Below are 17561 nucleotides of genomic sequence, written 5' to 3'. Positions count from 1 at the left end.
GGCACACGTGTATCCCCAGAGTAGTTATGGGTGGTACCAGTGGGAAGAGGGGAAGTGCAGTCCTCGTACGGTGAGAGATAGGACCGTTGCAGTACGTAGCCGATCGGCCGATGGCACCGCCCGGCGTACGCACGGCCTGACCAGGGCGGCGGGTTCAGGCCAGCAGTCCGTGCTGGGGGAACACCGCCCGCCGGGTGGCGAGGATGGCCTGATCGAGCCGGTCGGCCGGATCGTAACCCGAGTCGAAGTCGCGCCAGGCGGGGCGGGCGCCGTCGGTCATCCGCAGCGGGGCCGGGCGGCGGGTGCGGCGGTAGACCTCGGCGCGCCAGGACTCGGGGGTCTCGGTGGCCGGGTCGACGGGCCGGGCGGCGGCGGTGGCGACCAGGTGGGTCCAGGTGCGCGGGACGACGTCCACCACGGCGTAGCCGCCCCCGCCGGTGGCCACCCAGCGACCGCCGGCGTACTGGTGGGCGAGGTCGTGCAGCGCCTCGGCGATCAGCCGCTGGGCGTCCACGGTGACGGCGAGGTGGGCGAGCGGGTCCTCCAGGTGGGTGTCGGCGCCGTGCTGGGTGACCAGGACCTGTGGCCGGAACGCGTCGAGCAGTTCGGGCACCAGGGCGTGGAAGGCGCGCAGCCAGCCGGCGTCGCCGGTGCCCGCGGGCAGCGGCAGGTTGGCGGCGGAGCCGGGGGCGTCCTCGCCACCGGTCTCGATCGACCAGCCGGTCTGCGGGAAGAGCGTGGCGGGGTGCTCGTGCAGCGAGACGGTGAGCACCCGGGGGTCGTTCCAGAAGGCCGCCTGGACGCCGTCGCCGTGGTGGACGTCCACGTCGACGTAGGCGACCCGCTCGGCGCCGAGTTCGAGCAGCCGGGCGATGGCCAGCGCCGGGTCGTTGTAGACGCAGAAGCCGGAGGCCTTGCCGGGCATCGCGTGGTGCAGCCCGCCGCTGAAGTTGACGGCGTGCGGGGTCTCGCCGCGCCAGACCGCCTCGGCGGCGGCCACGGACTGGCCGGCGATCAGTGCCGAGGCCGAGTGGATCGCCGGGAAGGACCAGTTGTCGTCGGTGCCCAGTCCGTGCAGCGGGTCGGAGCGCTCGGGATGAGCGGCGGCGTTCCGGACCGCCTCGACGTACTCCCGGGTGTGCACCAGCCGGAGGGTGGACTCGCCGGCGGGCGGCGCGGAGCGGACGGTCACCCCGGGCCCGGTGCTCAGTCCGAGGGCCTCGACCAGGCGCATGGTGAGGGCCAGCCGGGTCGGGTCCATCGGGTGGCCGGGGCCGAAGTCGTAGGCGGTGACAGCCTCGTCCCAGAAGAGGTGCAGGCCGCAGGGGGTGTCACGCTCGGCTTCGGGCATGGCCTCCACCGTAGCGGGTGGCGGTGGCCGGACCGCCGTCAGGGCGCGCCGGGGCGGCACTCGCGGGAGCCGCCGGGCCCGGGGTGCGCAATGAAACTACGGAAGTTGTGGGGCAGCTGTGGAGGCGGGTGTTGAGGCGGTGCAGACAAACGCTTTGCGACTCCATATCCTCTCCGCCATGAAGCCATTCAGCGTGCAACGCCTTGGGGTAATTCTCGCTGCAATACTGGGTTTTGGCGTCTTCTTCGCCGCCCAGCCGGCCTCCGCCGCGGTCAGCGGCACCACGTTCGCGGTCGACAAGTCGACGGCGAAGGCGGGAGACCAGCTGACCCTGACGCTGTCGCTCACCAACAGTGAGACCAGTCCCATCTACTTCGCCTACGAGGCCGTCCAGCCGACCTGGCCGGCCAACACGCAGGCCGGAGCGTTCACCGTGCTCAGCTGCACCGGTGACACCTCCGACTGCGCGATCAACGGGAACAGCGCCAACTTCCACTTCAACGCGCCGATCGCGCCCGGGGCGACGAAGAGCGTCACGCTCACCGTCAAGATCACCGACACCCCGGCGTGGGGCACCGCGCCGTACACGCTGAACTGGGCGCCGTACGTCTACTACGAGTTCGGCCAGGTCGGCAACGGCACGGCCAAGGACCAGGGCTGGACCTACGGAGTGCCCGAGCTCCAGACCGTGATCAGCTGACCCCACGTCCCGTCGACCGCCCCCGCCGTCACCCGACGGCGGGGGCCCGGGCGGGTTCCGGGGCGGGGGCCGGGGCGAAGCGGTCGGCCAGCGGCAGCACGGCGAGCACCAGCAGCATCGGGGCGAGCAGCGCCCAGCGGTACGAGGCGGCGTCCGCGATCGCCCCGACCAGCGGCGAACCCAGCAGGAACCCCACGTAGTTGAAGAGGTTGAGCCGGGCCACCGCGGCGTCGGAGTCGGCCGGGAAGAGCCGTCCGCCGGCCGCGAACACCTGCGGGATGATCGCGCAGATGCCGAAGCCCAGCACGGTGAAGGCGGCGATGCCCGCCCAGGCGTCGGGCGCGACCGCGGCCAGCCCGAAGCCGAGCGCGGCCAGCGCGGCACCGGCACGGACCACCGGGACGGCGCCGAAGCGCTGCACCGCGCGGTCGCCCAGTGCCCGGCCGAGCAGCATCGCGACCATGTAGCCCAGGTAGGAGAGCTTGGCGAGGTCCTCCCGGCTGCCCAGCCCGTCGGTGAGGTACTTGACGCTGTAGTTGGAGACCGAGGCGTCCGCGATGTACGCGAAGGCCATCGCCAGGCAGAGCGGCAGCAGCGGACGCCAGGGGACGGACCGGGCGGCGGCCTCCGCGGCCTCCCGGACGGCGTCGCCGAGTTCGGCCGGGCCGGCGAGCAGGCCGCCGGTCAGCAGGGCGAGCGGGGCGATCACCGCGGCGGCCGTGCCGAACAGCACCGGCAGCCCGAGGTCGTAGTGCGAGCCGAGGCCCGCCAGGGCCGCGCCGAGGATGCCGCCGAGGCTGAACGCCGCATGGAAGCCGATCATGATCGAGCGGCCGTAGCGGTGCTGGAGCCCCACCCCGAGCATGTTCATACTGGCGTCCAGCGCGCCCACCAGCAGCCCGAACGCTCCGAGGGCCAGGGCGAGTTGCCACAGCGTGCCACCCAGTCCGGCGGCCGCCAGGCTGAGGCAGACGGCGGGCTGGACCACCCGCAGCACGGTCCGTGCGCCGGTGCGCTTCACCAGCTGCTCGGAGACGATCGAACCGACCCCGGCCAGAACCGGCACCGCGGCCAGGAAGACCGGCAGCAGCCCGTCGCTCAGCCCGTACCGGTGCTGGATCTCCGGGATGCAGGTGACCAGCAGGGCGAAGGTGACGCCCTGGAGCAGGAAGCTGACGGCGAGCGCCGCCCGCCCGACGCGCAGACCGGGCGCCGTGGCGGACGGGACGGGCCCTGCGGACGGTGCGGCACTCAAGCGGACCTCCAGGCGGACTCCACACGGACCTCGCAGACCTCGCTACCGACCGGTAGGACGATGTTGGCGAGAGCGTAGGGGGTGCGCCGCGATTACGGGAGGGGTCGCGCAGCGGTCATTTCCCGCCGGAGGCCAACTCCCGGGAACGGTCCCGCGCCGCCTCCAGGGCGCCGAGCAGCGCGGCCCGCACCCCGTGGTTCTCCAGCTCGCGGATCGCCGCGATGGTGGTGCCGGCCGGGGAGGTGACCGCCTCGCGCAGCTTCACCGGGTGCTCGCCGGAGTCGCGCAGCATCACCGAGGCGCCGATCGCGGACTGCACGATCAGGTCGTGCGCCACCTGCCGGGGCAGCCCGAGCAGGATGCCGGCGTCGGTCATCGCCTCGACCAGGAAGTAGAAGTAGGCCGGACCGGAGCCGGAGAGCGCGGTGGCCGCGTCCTGCTGGGACTCGGGCAGCCGCAGCGCCTTGCCGACCGAGCTGAAGATCTCCTCGGCGCGCACCAGGTGCTCCTCCCCCGCGTGCGAACCGGCCGAGATGACGCTCATCCCCTCGTCCACCAGGACCGGGGTGTTGGGCATCACCCGGACCACCGGGGTGCCGGCCGCCAGCCGCTCCTCGAACCAGGCGGTGGGAACGCCGGCCGCGGCCGAGATCACCAGCCGGTCCGCGCCGACGTGCGGGGCCAGCTCCTCCAGCAGGGCGCCCATGTCCTGCGGCTTGACCGCCAGGATCAGGGTGTCGGCGAGCTTGGCGGCCTCGGCATTGGAGACGGCCACCACGCCGTAGCGGGCCGCGAGTTCGGCCGCCCGCTCCGGGCGGCGGGCGGTCACCAGGACATCGGCCGGATCCTTGCCCGCCCGCAGCAGACCGGAGAGCAGGGCCTCCCCGATCTTGCCGGTGCCCAGGAAGGCGATCTTCTGTCCGCGTGCTGCGCTGCTGCCCATCGTCCGCTCCTTGCCTCGGTACTGCGGCCATCCTCGCACCGCCCACCGGCACACGCGGGGACCGTCCGACCCGTGGTCGCCACGGACCCGAACGACCCTTGCCCCTAGGGAGAGAACTCCGGGGTTTCCCCTATGGCCTCCCGGCTCCGGGGAGCGCACCGTGGAGTCATGGCACACGACGAAATGTCCCGACGTGAGAACCGGCAACTCGCCGTCGCCTCGGCGACCGTGGGCCCGTGGCGGACCGCCGCGGGGGTCGGTGCGGTGGTGGGGGCGACGGCCCTGGGGATCGAGGCGATCTCCGGGAACTGGTCGCTGAGCATGCTGGCCTCACCGGCCGGCTGGGGCCTGTTCTTCTTCTTCCTGGTCGGCACCGTCGGCGGCCAACTGCGGCGCGACACCACCGACCGGCGACTGCGCCGCTGGGCGAACGAGCACCCGTGGCAGTCCGCGCTCCCGGCCGCCGGCGGCCTGCTGGCGCTGAACACGCTGGCCCAGCTGTTCCTCGGCGACGAGGGCCTGTTCGGCGCCTTCTTCCTCTCGCTGCTGCCGGCCGGCCTCCTGCTGGCGATCGCCGGGGTGGTCGGGTCGGTCAAGCAGGCCCGCGGCAAGGGCTGACGGCCACCCGCGACCTGCCCGTTTCCGGACAAACGACACCGCTCCCACGGATCACGCACACGCGTTCACCACGAAGTGTGCCCCCGATCAACGGATCGTCACACCCTGTCGGCATACTGGCGCGATGCCGACAGCCGAAGATCCGCAACCGCGCCCCGAGACGGGCCGCGAGGCGGGCGGGAAGGACCCGTTCGCCGACCTCGTCCTGGACGAGGAATTCGTCCGCGGGGCCACCGTCAAGGAGCAGAGCGGGCGCACCCGCATGCTGTCCGCCCGGTGGAAGCACACCCCGCCGGTCGACCCGGGCGGCCGCCGCTCGGTCAACGACGGCCCGTCCGCGTCCAAGGGCCGGTTCGGGCGCAAGCCGAAGCCCGCCGCGCTCGACCCGTGGGGCAACCCCCGCCGCCCGCGCCGGCGCGGCTGGCGCACACCGGTGCTCGTGGTGCTGACCATCGCGGTGGTGCTCTCCGTCCTGAACGTCGACGGGCTGCGCACATGGTTCTCGGACCACGTCTGGAAGAGCTCCTCCGCCGGCCCGGTGCCCACCGTCGCCCCGGAGACCGCCAGGCCGACCTCGGCACCGCCGGCCACCCCCGACGACCAGCCGACCGTGGACCACCCCTGGAAGGGCTCCCCCGCCGAGGGCTGGCCGAACGGCCCGGAGGCCTTCGTGCTGCCCGAGGCCAAGGCCGTCGGCGTCTTCTCGGCCGACGAGGTCGCCGCCCAGCTCCAGTCGGTCAAGGACTACCTGACGGCCTCCAACCTCGACCCCCGGGTGATCGCGGGGGCCCGTCCGGACGCCGCCCTGGCGATGCTCGACCGCCAGGAGCGGGCCAACGCCGTCGCCGCCCTCGACCACCCCGCCAAGGAGACCGACCCGACCAGCTGGTTCACCCGTTTCGACCCGCGCGAGGCCGCCCTGGTGGGCACCACCGTCAAGGTCCAGGGCCGGATCAGCTTCGAGGAGGACGGTGACGGCGGCGTGCTGGTGCACACCGACTTCACCTTCGTCTACCCGCTGCAGCCGGGCCCGGACGCGGAGAAGCTGGCCTCGTCCCGCCGCCGCACCCCGGACACCGCGCCCGGCGGCACCGCCAAGCCGGTCGGGCTGGTCACCCGGACCGCCGCCACCGACAACGGCGACACCTGGACGACCCGCACCATCGTGCGCAAGGTCGACGACGTCCGCTTCTACGACCCGAAGCACTACAAGGTCGACGCGAAGAAGCTGGTGTTCGCCAAGACCCAGTGGGACGCGGGCAACAGCGCCTGCGACGTCTACGACGGCTTCCTGCACCCGCAGTTCCAGCAGTTCACCAGCCACGACCCGGCACCGAGCGGCCCGACCACCGACCCGTACGACCGGAGCAAGGACATCACCCCGGCCGACCAGTGCGGCAGCGTCAGCCGGACCTAGGGTCTGATCGGGAGGCGTCAGCGCTTGCGCTTGGCCCGGCCCGGCGCCTTGGCGTCGGGCCGGCGGCTGCGGCCCGCCTGGCGCTTCTCGTACTGGGCGACGGCCCGCTCGTAGGCGGCCCGCCGGACCGCCTCGCCGGGGGCCTCGACCAGGCTGCGGGCGAAGTAGGCGAGCAGCGATCCGGCCCCGCCGATCAGCCAGACCGCGCCGAGCGACTTCTCCTCGGCCATCCAGCCGGTCAGCTGGTCCTTGCCCTCGGTGAGCACCTTCCAGGTGCGCCGCACGGCCATCATCGAGCAGACCGCGATGGCGGCGGTCAGCAGCCCGTTGAGGAACGTGCCGTTGTCGGAGAGGGCGATGCCCTCGATGCCGAAGCGCAGCAGCAGCACCACGGCGGCCGCCGCGACCAGGGCGCCGATCGACACGGCGACCCGGCGCGGCCAGTAGCCGTTGTCCCGGTTCAGCCAGCTGGTGCCGAACCAGCGGATCGGCTCCGGCTCGGGGGCGCCGACGGGAGTGGGGGCGGGGGTGGGGGGCTGCTCGCTCACGCCGTCGATTATCACCCGACCGCCGCACACGGCGGAGGAGCCGTCCCGGCCGGTGGGACGGCTCCTCCTCGTTCCGTGCGGGCCCTGCCGCGTTCCGTACGGGCCCGGTGCCGTTCCGTACGGGCCCGGTGCCGTTCCGTGCGGGCCCGGCCGGGTCAGCCGAGCTTGGACACGTCGCGGACGGCGCCCTTGTCGGCGGAGGTGGCCATCGCGGCGTAGGCACGCAGGGCCTGGCTGACCTGCCGGTCGCGGTTCTTCGGCCGGTAGCCGCCCGCGGCCTCCAGGGCCCGGCGGCGCTCCGCCAGGACCTCCTCCGGGACCTCCAGGGAGATCCGGCGGCCGGGGATGTCGATGGAGATGGTGTCGCCGTCCTCGACCAGCGCGATGGTGCCGCCGGACGCCGCCTCCGGAGAGGCGTGGCCGATGGACAGGCCCGAGGTGCCGCCGGAGAAGCGGCCGTCGGTGACCAGCGCGCAGGCCTTGCCCAGACCCCGGCCCTTGAGGAAGGAGGTCGGGTAGAGCATCTCCTGCATGCCCGGGCCGCCCTTGGGGCCCTCGTAGCGGATGACGACGACGTCGCCCTCCTTGACCCGCTTGGCGAGGATCGCCTCGACCGCGTCCTCCTGGGACTCGACCACGACGGCCGGGCCGCTGAAGGTCCAGATCGACTCGTCCACGCCGGCGGTCTTCACGATGCAGCCGTCCTCGGCGAGGTTGCCGTACAGCACGGCCAGGCCGCCCTCGACCGAGTAGGCGTGCTCGACGCTGCGGATGCAGCCCTTGGCGGAGTCGGTGTCCAGCGACTCCCAGCGCTCGGACTGCGAGAAGGCCTCGGCGGAGCGGACGCAGCCGGGCGCGGCGTGCCACAGCTCGACGGCCTCCGCGGAGGGCGAACCGCCGCGCACGTCCCAGGTCTTGAGCCACTCGGCGAGCGAGTCGGCGTGCACGGTGTGGACGTCCTCGTTGAGCAGCCCGCCCCGGTACAGCTCGCCGAGGATGGCCGGGATGCCGCCGGCCCGGTGCACGTCCTCCATGTAGTACGAGCCGTTCGGCGCGACCTTGGACAGGCAGGGCACCTTGCGGGAGATCGCGTCGATGGCCCGCTGGTCGAAGTCCAGCTCGGCCTCCTGGGCGGCGGCGAGCAGGTGCAGGATGGTGTTGGTCGAGCCGCCCATGGCGATGTCCAGGGCCATGGCGTTCTCGAAGGCGGCGCGGGTGGCGATCGCCCGGGGCAGCACCGAGGCGTCGTCCTGGCCGTAGTGGCGGTTGGTGATCTCGACGACGGTCCGGCCGGCGTCCTCGTAGAGGGCACGGCGGGCGGTGTGGGTGGCGAGCACCGAACCGTTGCCCGGCAGCGAGAGGCCGATCGCCTCGGTCAGGCAGTTCATCGAGTTGGCGGTGAACATGCCGGAGCACGAACCGCAGGTGGGACAGGCGTTCTCCTCGATGATCGCGATGTCCTCGTCGGAGACGTTCTCGTTGACCGCCTGGGAGATCGCGTCGACCAGGTCGAGCTTGCGCACGGTGCCGTCGACCAGGGTGGCCTTGCCGGCCTCCATCGGGCCGCCGGAGACGAACACGGTCGGGATGTTCAGGCGCAGCGCGGCCATCAGCATGCCCGGGGTGATCTTGTCGCAGTTCGAGATGCAGATCAGAGCGTCGGCGCAGTGCGCGTTCACCATGTACTCGACCGAGTCGGCGATCAGGTCCCGCGAGGGCAGCGAGTAGAGCATGCCGCCGTGGCCCATCGCGATGCCGTCGTCCACGGCGATCGTGTTGAACTCGCGCGGGATGCCGCCCGCCCGCTTGATCGCCTCGGAGACGATCCGGCCGACCGGCTGGAGGTGGGTGTGCCCGGGCACGAACTCGGTGAAGGAGTTGGCGACCGCGATGATCGGCTTGCCGAAGTCCTCGCGGGCTACGCCGGCCGCCCGGAGAAGCGCCCGGGCGCCTGCCATGTTGCGACCGTGGGTGACCGTACGGGACCTCAGCTCGGGCACTGTGCTCCACTCCTTCGGGGCTCTCGCGGGCACCCCGCTGCTGGGAGGGTCCGGGGGCCGCTGTGGGTACCGAGCCTACGCCCGCCGTCCGGCCGGCGGACGCTCCGTCCGCGATGCGGGCAGGCGGCGGGCCTCCCCGGTCAGTCCCGCCTGACGGCCACGGTGAGGTCCAGGACGTACGGCTCGACCACCTGCCCGTCCGGGAACTCGGCCAGCAGCGCCGCGCGCTCGGCGGCGAGCAGCGGTTCGCGCCGCTCAGGGGCCAGCGAGGCGAAGTAGGAGCGCGAGGTGAGGTTGTCGACCACCTGCTCGACCGGCACCTGCCGCTGCCAGCGCAGCTCGGCACGGGAGACCTCCAGCCCGGCGGCGGCGAAGGGCGCCGTCAGCTCGGCGATCCGGCGGTAGCCGTGGTACCGGCCCGACAGCGCCGCCCACAGCCGCTCGTCCCGGGCGCGCACCCACGGGACGCTCTCGTCGAAGACGTTCCACCAGGCCGCGACGGCGCCGCCCGGCCGCAGCACCCGCAGCACCTCGGGGACGGACTTCTCGGGGTGCGTCCAGTGGAAGGCCTGGGCGTAGGTGACCAGGTCGGCGGAACCGTCGTGGAACGGCAGGTCGTCGCCGACGCCGCGGACCAGCGGCAGGTCCGGCGAGACGGCCTGGAACTGCGCGGCCATCCCGGCGGAGGGCTCGACCGCGACAACGTCCGCGCCGCGGGCGGCCAGCAGACGGGTGGCGATGCCGGTGCCGGCGCCGACGTCCAGAACCCGGGCGCCCTTGAGCCTGCGGCCCCAGAGCCGCTCCAGCTCGTCGAAGAGCCCCTCCGGGTAGCCGGGGCGGCCGCGGTCGTACGCGGCGGCCACCGCGCCGAAGCTCCCGGCCAGCTCGCGGAAGTTGCGGACCTCACTGAAGCCGCCGGCCTCGCCGGCGTTCTGATCGTTCGTCACTTCTCCCCCTCGACAGGGCGGTTCGCGCCCGATCCGGCCGGACGGCTCAGCGTACGCGCGAGGGGGTGGCCAGGTGCAAGCGGGTAAAAGCGAGGGCCTCGGCCAGATCGGCCTCGCGTTCGGCGGGGGAGGCCGAGCGCCGGGTGTTGACCTCCAGCACCACGTGGCCGTCGAAACCGGTGCGGGCGAGGTGCTCCAGCAGCTCGGCGCAGGGCTGCTTGCCGCGGCCGGGGATCAGGTGCTCGTCCTTGCCGGAACCGCTGCCGTCGGCCAGGTGGACGTGGGCGAGCCGGTCGCCCATCCGCTCGACCATCGCGAAGGTGTCGATCCGGGAGGTGGCGGCGTGCGAGAGGTCGATCGTGAAGTGCCGGTAGTCCTCGTCGGTGACGTCCCAGCCGGGCGCGTACGCGAGCATCTCGCGGTCGCGGTAGCGCCACGGGTACATGTTCTCGACGGCGAAGCGGACGTCCGTCTCGCCCGCCATCCGGTTGATGCCCTCGACGAACTCCTTGGCGTACTGGCGCTGCCAGCGGAACGGCGGGTGGACGACCACCGCGCTCGCGCCCAGCTTCTCGGCCGCCGCCCGGGCCCGGACCAGCTTGGTCCACGGGTCGGTGGTCCACACCCGCTGGGTGATCAACAGGCACGGCGCGTGCACGGCCAGGATGGGCAGCCGGTGGGCGTCGGAGAGCCGGCGCAGGGCGTCGATGTCCTGGCTGACCGGGTCGTTCCAGACCATCACCTCGACCCCGTCGTAGCCGAGCTTGGCGGCCAGCTCGAAGGCCACGGCGGTGCTCGCCGGATACACCGAGGCGGTGGACAGCACCACCTTGGTGTCGGGGATGTGCAGGGCCGGGTGCCGCGGCAGCACCAGCCGGTCGGTGGTGCGCAGCAGCGGCGGGCGGGCGGCGTCGCGCTTGGCGGCCTTGACCGAGCGGACGGACTGGACGGCGGCCTTGGCGGCGCCGGCGGCCCGGGCGGTGCGGGTCTCCTTCGGGACGGGCTTCGCGGCGGCTCTGTTCGGGGTGCTCCTCCCGGTGGCGGGCTTCCGTGCGGTGCGCTTCCGTGCGGTGGCTGTCTTCGCCGTGTCCGCCGTGTCCGCTGTGTTCGCTGTGTTCGCTGTGTTCGCCGTCTTCGCCGGACCCGCCGCGGTCGGCTTCGCGGTCTTCGCCGCTGCCGTCCTCGCGGTGCGCTGGGCGGCCTTGACGGCCTTCGCGGCCTGCTTGGCGGCCTGGGCGGCGGTGGCGCCCGTGACCGCCTTGCCGAGCCGGCGGCGCGGACCGTCCGGCCGCGACTGCCCGCTCCCGGGAGTGCGGCCCTCCTGCGTTCCGTCCTCGCCCGCTGGTTGCACCACGGGAGACAGCGTAAGCGGATCACGCCGCGAACGGGGCGGGATGACCGGCGCAGTGACCATCGGCACGTTGACCCGGCGCGTCGCCCGGGCGCGGTCGGTCGGCGGTCGGCCGGTGCCCAGGCGCGACCGGCCTACGGGGTGAGCGCCGGGCGGCGGCGGTCGGCCGGGCTGTCCATGGCGTCCAGGCGGCGCAGGATGATGCCCTCGCGCAGCGCCCATGGACAGACGTCCAGCTCCTGCAGGCCGAACAGGTCCATCGCGGCGTCGGCGACCAGCGCCCCGGCCAGCAGTTGCTTGGCCCGGCCCTCGGAGACGCCGGGGATCCGGGCGCGCTCGGCGACGGTCATCGCGGACAGCCGGGGCAGCCAGGAGGCCAGCCCGCTGCGGGTGAGCCGGCGGTCGGTGTACGGGCCCGCGTCGGCGGGGGCGGCGCCCGTCATCCGGGCCAGCTGCTTGAAGGTCTTGGAGGTGGCGACCGCGTGCCGCGGCGGGCCGAGACGGTTGATCTCGCCGACCACGGCGGCCAGCTCGGCCCGGATGTGTCGTCTCAGCTCGCGCAGCACCTCCGGGTCGGCGACGTCGCCCGGCAGCCAGCGGGCGGTCAGCCGGCCGGCGCCCAGCGGCAGCGAGCAGGCGACGTCCGGCTGCTCGTCCAGGCCGCAGGCGATCTCCAGCGAGCCGCCACCGATGTCCAGGTTGAGCAGCCGGCCCGAGGACCAGCCGAACCAGCGGCGGACGGCCAGGAAGGTGAGCCGGGCCTCGTCCTGTCCGGAGAGCACGCGCAGCTCGACGCCGGTCTCGGCGGCCACCCGGCGCAGCACCTCCTCGCCGTTCGCCGCCTCGCGCACGGCGGAGGTGGCGAACGGGAGGATGTCGACGACGCCCTTGTCCTCGGCGACCCGCAGCGAGGACGCGACATGGCCGACCAGCCGCTCGACGCCGGCCGCGCTGATCGAACCGTCCGCGTCCAGGAGCTCGGCCAGGCGCAGCTCGGCCTTGTGCGAGTAGGCCGGCAGCGGGGCAGCGCCCGGATGGGCGTCCACCACGAGGAAGTGGACCGTGTTGGAACCTACGTCGAGCACACCGAGTCGCATAACTCTCCACGCTACGCGATGCGGACCCTGGTGAGAGGGGGTGCGACGGTATTCGCGCTGGTCCGGGACCGGACGGCGGGGCCGACGGCGATCCGGCCGCCCCGGGTCGTCCGCGCCCGGACCACCCGGACCGCCCGGGCCCTCAGTGGCCGCGCGGGCGGGCGGGGTGACGGCAGGGTGGGCGACGGCGACGACGGTGTGGGTGGGCGACGGTGACAGCACGGGCGCAGCCCGTTGTGACGGCCGACCGTCACAACAGGCCGTCCCACAGCTGCTCCACGATGACGGCCCACCAGTTCTCCGGGTCGGCGAACACCGTGCCGTCCACCTCCGCCAGCGCGCGTTGCAGGGCGTCCACCGCCCCGCCCGCGGCCACCGGGTCGAGCCCGCGCAGAGCGGGCCACCAGCCGGCGAACACCTCCAGGCAGCGGACGAAGGCGCGCAGGCTCGCATTGCAGTGACGGACGGTCGCGTAGTCCGGGTCCACCGCCCGGACGGCGCCGTCCACCGGGCCGAGGGCCAGCAGCGCCCAGCCGTCCGTCCCCAGCACCAACTGCCCGGCGAGCGCCAGGCGCTCCCGCTCGGCCGCCCTGGTGCCACGCCCGGACTCGGCCAGCTGCGCGGCGAGCTGGGGCAGGACGGTGCCCTGGCGGGTGCCGTCGGCGATCGCCTCCGTGCCCGGGTGGTGCAGCGCGAAGAACCCGGGCACGGCCACCGGGACGCCCACCGCCAGCAGCAGCGCGGCCGCGTCCCCGGGCAGTTCGGCGCGGGCGACGTCCGCCGGCTCGAAGCGCTGGACGCCCGCCGGACCGAACCGCTCCGCGAGCCGGGCGGCGAGCGCGGTGTCGGACTCGTCGGCCGCCTCGCCCGCCTGGTGCGCCCTGCCCGGTGCGCGGGGGAAGGGCACCCGGTTGCGGGCCGGACCGTCCGGCGACGCGGGCAGCGCCCGTACGGCGGCGGCCCGGTGGTCGAAGCGCGGGCCGTACGGGAGCTCGAAGTCGATCCGGGCACGGGGCAGTTCGGCGGTCAGCGCGTACGACCAGTAGCCGCCGGGCAGGGCGCTCATCCGCAGGTCGGTCCGGACGGCGAGCACGTCCTCGGCCGCCACACCCTGCTCGCGCAGCCACCACCAGCCGCGCAGCGCCGGGTGCGGCAGGCCCGCCGCGGAGCGCAGGGCCAGCGACCGTTCCTCACCCGTGTCGTCCCGGTAGGTCAGCTCGGCCCGGGCACCCCGGCCGGTCACCGGCGGGAGGGTCGGATCGTAGCCGCCGGCGCCCACGAAGTCCCGGTACAGCCCGACCACTTCGTCCACCGGCACCGAGGGCCACACCGTGAACCGTCCGCTCTCCCGGTCCACCACGGCACAGGCCGCCCCCACCTCCTCGGGCGCCCGCCGCTCCCCCGTCCGCGGGTCGACCACCACCCGTGCGGGCTCCGCCCACACCACCCAGCCGAGCTCGAACTCGTGGGTGCACACCCGCCGCACCGCCCCGGCACCCTGCGGCAGATCCCCGTTGACCCACCGGTGCCCCGCCTCCACCGCCTGCGCCCGCGAAATCACCCGGCCACCCCCGTCCCGTCCACTCCCCGCCGCCCATCCCGGCCCGACCCGCGACCCTACGCCCGCGCCCCATGCCCGCACCAAGCACCGGAGGCGCACGCCCTCATGCCTCATGCACGAGAAGTCGGCCCCGCCGACTTCCCACGCGGGCGCCCACATCCCCTGCCGCCCCGCAGCCGGACCCGGAAGAATGAATATGACGTCCGGTCTACATATTCACGCGCAGACCCAAGCCCCCCGGACCGGATCCGCGTGAGAAGTCGGCCCGGCCGACTTCTCACGCACCCCCTCCCCCTCCAGGGCCACCCTGGCGAACTGCCCGGGACCCAGCGACTCCCCCACACCCCAGCACGCGAACGCGAAAAGTCGACCCAGCCGACTTCCCGCGCATCACTCTGGTGAATATGTCGGTCGGTCTACATATTTCTGCCGAACCCGAACTCAGCCGCCCCGAATGCACACAGAAAGTCGGCCGGGCCGACTTCTCGTGCAGGCCCCTTCCACTGCCCCGCGCGCCACCGCCCAGAAAAACCACCGCGGGCCGCCGCACAGGAAGTCGGCAGGATCGACTTCCCACGCGGACCCCTCCGCAACCGCGCATTCCACCGCTGAGGGGCAGCGTGGCGGGCCACGCAGGAAGTCGGCCTGGTCGACTTCCTGCGCAACCCCTCACGAACCCCACCATGGCCTGCCGCCCCCACACTCCACCGCGCGGGCAAGTAGAAACGGACCAGCCGACTTCCCACGCGGCTCCCACTTTCCGCAAGGGCACCTGGCCAACCGCGCGAGAAGTCGGCGAGGTCGACTTCTCGCGCGGGCTCCTCCCACTTCCGCGCGTTCCACCGCTCAGGAACACCACCGCGGGCCGCCGCGCAGGAAGTCGGCGGGATCGACTTCCCCCGCGGGCTGTCCCTCCCACAACCTCGTGTTCCACTGCCGAGGGGCAGCATGGCAGGCTGCGCAGGAAGTCGGCCTGGTCGACTTCCTGCGCACTCAGGGGGTGGGGGTGAGGGGGCGGCCTTCGGGGGTGAGGGCGATGGCCCAGAGGCCGTGGGTGGCGGGGTGGAGGGGGGTGGGGGCCCGGCGGGCGAGCTGGTGGTCGAGGTAGGTGACGGTGTCCTGGTGGTTGACGGCGTTCCAGGCGTGCGGGCGGCCGTAGGCGTCGAGGGTGAGGAGTAGCGCCTGGGAGCCGTGGCCGGCGCGGCGGAGGTCGTCGGCGAGGCGGTCGAAGGCCCGGCCGCCGTCGCCCAGGTCCCGGAAGGGGGTGCCGAGTTCGCGTTCGGCGCGGTCCCGGCCGCCGCGTTCGCCGGCGTCGCCGTCGGTGGGGATGCGCGGGGCCGCGCAGGTCGGGCGGCCGGTGGAGCACTCGACCGCCGAGAGGGCGATCTCCAGGCTGTTGTTGGCCCGGCCCGGTTCGCGGTAGCCGCCGTCGTTGACGGCCTCCGCCCAGCCGCCGGCCGCCGGGTCGGGGTGACGGACGGGCAGGCCGTCCCCGTCCCGGGGCGCGCGGCGTTCGAGTTCGGCCTGGTGCTGCGGGTCGACCGGCGCGAGCCCGCCCGGCAGGCCGTACGGACGGCTGTCGGCGATGCTGCGCGGCCGGACCGCCGGGTCGTCCGGCCGGGCTCCGCGCCGTGCGCGCAGGGCGAGTTGGAGGGCCATCGCGTGGGCGGTCGCGACCGGGACCGCGCCCCAGGCGAGGGTCTGGTCGGCGAGTCCCGCCGCGTTCTCCCGCCTCCGGGCCTCCACCGGGTGGGTTTCGGGCCGGCCGACCACCGGGGTGGTCCCTACGATCGGTGGTGCGGCCGGGGCCGGCGGCGCGGCGTGGACCGGCGGCGGTCCGACGACCGGGTGCGGTGCCGCACCGGCCGGGGTCCGGGCCACCGGCGCGCCGGGCTGCGGCCCGCCGACGGCCGGCCCACCGACGGCCGACCCGCCGCCCGCCCCGACACCGCTGCCGAACGGCGCCGCCACGTTCACGGGCCCGCCGGCGGCGCCCGCCAGCGGCCCGGGCCCGACGGTGCCGACGGGCCCGGCCTGTCCGGCCGGCTGGTACCCGCCGTACACCGGAGTCCCGAACTGGCCGGGCACTGCGACCGGCCGGACCGGCGGCGGAGCGTCCGGCGCCGAGCCGTACGCCGGGCTGTACACCGGGCCGGACGCGGGGCCACCGGCGGACGGCGCGGTGACGGGCGCGGTCGGCGCACTCACCGAGTCCGTCCGTACGGTCACCGGCCCACCTCCGCCACCACCACCCGCACCGCCACCACCACCGCCGTGCGCGGGGGCCGCGGGCGCCTGGAGCGGGTAGTCCCCGTCCACCCGGACCGCCGGCCCGCCGCCCTGCCGGACCGGCGCGACCGCGGACGGCGCCGACAGCGCCGACGGCGACCAGTCACCGCCCCCGCTCCCCGTCGCCCGATGCTGCCCCGGCGGGCCCCCGGCGGCGGCGTACCCGCCCCCGGCCCCGCCCGCAGGCGCCCCCGCGGACGCCCCGGCCGTCACGTTCGCCGCGACCGCCACGTCCGGCCCACCGACGACCGCCCCCGGCTCCGCCACCGCGGCCGAGGCCACCGTCACCACGCCCGGCGTCCTCGGATCCGACGGCCCGCCGGGCTTGTCACCCCCTGGCCCACCCGGCCCGTCCGGCCCACCCGGTCCCCCCGGCCCGTCCGCCCCCGGCGTCAGCCCGGCGAGCGGCACCCCGCGGACCGCCTTGCCGTTCTCGTCGGTGAGCACCGGCTGCCCGTGCTCGTCGAGCCGGACGGCGAGGTCCGCCACCCCGACCACCGGCTTGCCGTCCGGCCCGGGGACGACCAGCAGCCCGGTGGCGTCGGCCACCGGTGTGCCGTCGGCGCGGAGGATGACCGGCTGCCCGTCCTGGCCGAGGACGGGCGTGCCGTGCTCGTCCACCTTGACCGTCAGCCCGGGCACGCCGACCAGCGGCTTGCCGTCCTTCCCGGCGAGCAGGACCAGTCCGGAGCCGTCCGCGCCGAGCACGCCCGGTTCGCCGAGGGCGGCGGGCAGCCCGGCGGCGAGCGGGTCGAACGCGCCGCCGCGGTACGAGGCGGCGGTGATCCCCGTCCCCTGCGCGGGGCCGAGCTTCAGCAGGGCGACGGCGGCCGGTTCCTTGAGCACGCCGGACAGGGCGTCCTTCATGGCGCGGCCGAGTTCGGCGAGCAGTCCGCCGATCTTCAGCCCGGCGGCCTCGACGGCGACGGCCGCCACGCCCGCCGCGACCTGCTCGGTGGCGGTGTTCCTCAGCTTGGACGCGAAGCCGCCGACGGCCTTCTCCAGTCCGCCGACCACCCCGCTCCGCGCCGGGTCATCGCCTGCCGCCGCGGCGACCTCGGCGACCTCGGCGGCCGTCTGCTTGGCCTTGGCCGCCTGCTCCTCGGCGTGCCGGAGGTCGGCGGCGAGCTGCTGCAGGGTCGCGACGATCTCGGCCTTGCAGGTGTCCACGGCGCGCGCGGCGGTGTCGAAGGCCCCGGCGACCAGCCCGACCGCGCTGTGCGCGTCGTCCAGGTGGCCCTTGCCGCCGGCGCTGAAGCTCTGCCAGTACGTGCCGAAGGCCTCGACCGCGTGGCCGGAGTTGTCGGCGGTGACCCGCCGGACGGACTCGCCGCAGCGGCGGGTGAGCCGGTCGGCCTCCTTGCCGAACTCGCGCCAGACCCCGGCGGCCCTGCGCAGGCCCTCCTCGTCGGCCTGCGGCCACTGCTGGCCGGTCCGGGCCAGCACCGGGACCAGTTCCTCGGGCAGTTTCCGGGACACGCGCT

The 17561-nt window shown here is 74.4% G+C and carries 13 protein-coding genes; 3 read left to right on the top strand and 10 right to left on the bottom strand.

Features of this window, described 5'->3' with window-relative positions; translation table 11 throughout:
- Positions 1–154: 154 nt before the first annotated feature.
- Complete coding sequence (locus ACFVVA_RS05745; RefSeq protein WP_380351274.1) at positions 155–1351, bottom strand: acetoin utilization protein AcuC; 1197 nt, start codon at positions 1349–1351, stop codon at positions 155–157.
- A gap of 178 nt (positions 1352–1529) precedes the next feature.
- Here ACFVVA_RS05745 and ACFVVA_RS05740 point away from each other — a divergent pair, with 178 nt between their 5' ends.
- Positions 1530–2051: a hypothetical protein gene (locus ACFVVA_RS05740; RefSeq protein WP_359902736.1), complete on the top strand. Its 522-nt coding sequence runs from the start codon at positions 1530–1532 to the stop codon at positions 2049–2051.
- A 28-nt stretch (positions 2052–2079) separates the two neighbouring features.
- On the opposite strand, the gene ACFVVA_RS05735 is transcribed toward ACFVVA_RS05740, so the two are convergent.
- Both ACFVVA_RS05735 and proC read right to left on the bottom strand, forming a co-directional pair.
- Entirely contained in the window at positions 2080–3306 is a 1227-nt protein-coding gene (locus ACFVVA_RS05735) for an MFS transporter (protein WP_387686053.1), read from the bottom strand.
- A 115-nt stretch (positions 3307–3421) separates the two neighbouring features.
- Complete coding sequence (proC, locus tag ACFVVA_RS05730) at positions 3422–4249, bottom strand: pyrroline-5-carboxylate reductase (protein WP_387686051.1); 828 nt, start codon at positions 4247–4249, stop codon at positions 3422–3424.
- A gap of 168 nt (positions 4250–4417) precedes the next feature.
- Between proC and ACFVVA_RS05725 the strand changes: the two genes are divergently transcribed.
- Together ACFVVA_RS05725 and ACFVVA_RS05720 are read left to right on the top strand one after the other, a co-directional pair.
- On the top strand, positions 4418–4867 hold the full coding sequence (locus ACFVVA_RS05725; RefSeq protein ID WP_359902728.1) for a hypothetical protein: 450 nt from the start codon (positions 4418–4420) through the stop codon (positions 4865–4867).
- 124 nt (positions 4868–4991) lie between these two features.
- Positions 4992–6284 (top strand): hypothetical protein, encoded by a 1293-nt coding sequence (locus ACFVVA_RS05720; RefSeq protein WP_387686048.1) that lies wholly within the window; start codon positions 4992–4994, stop codon positions 6282–6284.
- Between the two features lie 17 nt (positions 6285–6301).
- Here ACFVVA_RS05720 and ACFVVA_RS05715 read toward each other — a convergent pair whose 3' ends face one another.
- The 7 genes from ACFVVA_RS05715 to ACFVVA_RS05685 form a co-directional block, all read right to left on the bottom strand.
- Entirely contained in the window at positions 6302–6832 is a 531-nt protein-coding gene (locus ACFVVA_RS05715) for a hypothetical protein (RefSeq protein ID WP_359902722.1), read from the bottom strand.
- A 155-nt stretch (positions 6833–6987) separates the two neighbouring features.
- Positions 6988–8832, bottom strand: a complete 1845-nt coding sequence (ilvD, locus tag ACFVVA_RS05710) for a dihydroxy-acid dehydratase (protein WP_387686046.1) — start codon at positions 8830–8832, stop codon at positions 6988–6990.
- 140 nt (positions 8833–8972) lie between these two features.
- Complete coding sequence (locus ACFVVA_RS05705) at positions 8973–9779, bottom strand: class I SAM-dependent methyltransferase (RefSeq protein ID WP_387686044.1); 807 nt, start codon at positions 9777–9779, stop codon at positions 8973–8975.
- 46 nt (positions 9780–9825) lie between these two features.
- Complete coding sequence (locus ACFVVA_RS05700; RefSeq protein WP_380542246.1) at positions 9826–10629, bottom strand: sugar phosphate isomerase/epimerase family protein; 804 nt, start codon at positions 10627–10629, stop codon at positions 9826–9828.
- Between the two features lie 635 nt (positions 10630–11264).
- The gene (locus ACFVVA_RS05695; RefSeq protein WP_387686041.1) at positions 11265–12227 is read right to left on the bottom strand and encodes a Ppx/GppA family phosphatase; all 963 of its coding nucleotides are present in this window, start codon (positions 12225–12227) and stop codon (positions 11265–11267) included.
- A gap of 250 nt (positions 12228–12477) precedes the next feature.
- Complete coding sequence (locus ACFVVA_RS05690) at positions 12478–13788, bottom strand: SUKH-4 family immunity protein (RefSeq protein ID WP_387686039.1); 1311 nt, start codon at positions 13786–13788, stop codon at positions 12478–12480.
- A gap of 993 nt (positions 13789–14781) precedes the next feature.
- The gene (locus ACFVVA_RS05685) at positions 14782–17556 is read right to left on the bottom strand and encodes a toxin glutamine deamidase domain-containing protein (protein WP_387686037.1); all 2775 of its coding nucleotides are present in this window, start codon (positions 17554–17556) and stop codon (positions 14782–14784) included.
- Positions 17557–17561 lie beyond the last annotated feature (5 nt).

It is taken from the genome of Kitasatospora sp. NPDC058048 (genome assembly GCF_042885555.1).
GTDB lineage: Bacteria > Actinomycetota > Actinomycetes > Streptomycetales > Streptomycetaceae > Kitasatospora > Kitasatospora lactacystinica.
Note: the sequence above shows the minus strand (reverse complement) of the source record. Positions and strands in the feature narration are given on the sequence as shown.

Excerpts from the sequence above, each read along its gene's own strand:
- ACFVVA_RS05745 (WP_380351274.1), bottom strand. The coding sequence starts at position 1,351 with ATGCCCGAAGCCGAGCGTGACACCCCCTGCGGCCTGCACCTCTTCTGG.
- ACFVVA_RS05740 (WP_359902736.1), top strand. The coding sequence starts at position 1,530 with ATGAAGCCATTCAGCGTGCAACGCCTTGGGGTAATTCTCGCTGCAATA.
- proC (WP_387686051.1), bottom strand. The coding sequence starts at position 4,249 with ATGGGCAGCAGCGCAGCACGCGGACAGAAGATCGCCTTCCTGGGCACC.
- ACFVVA_RS05725 (WP_359902728.1), top strand. The coding sequence starts at position 4,418 with ATGGCACACGACGAAATGTCCCGACGTGAGAACCGGCAACTCGCCGTC.
- ACFVVA_RS05720 (WP_387686048.1), top strand. The coding sequence starts at position 4,992 with ATGCCGACAGCCGAAGATCCGCAACCGCGCCCCGAGACGGGCCGCGAG.
- ACFVVA_RS05695 (WP_387686041.1), bottom strand. The coding sequence starts at position 12,227 with ATGCGACTCGGTGTGCTCGACGTAGGTTCCAACACGGTCCACTTCCTC.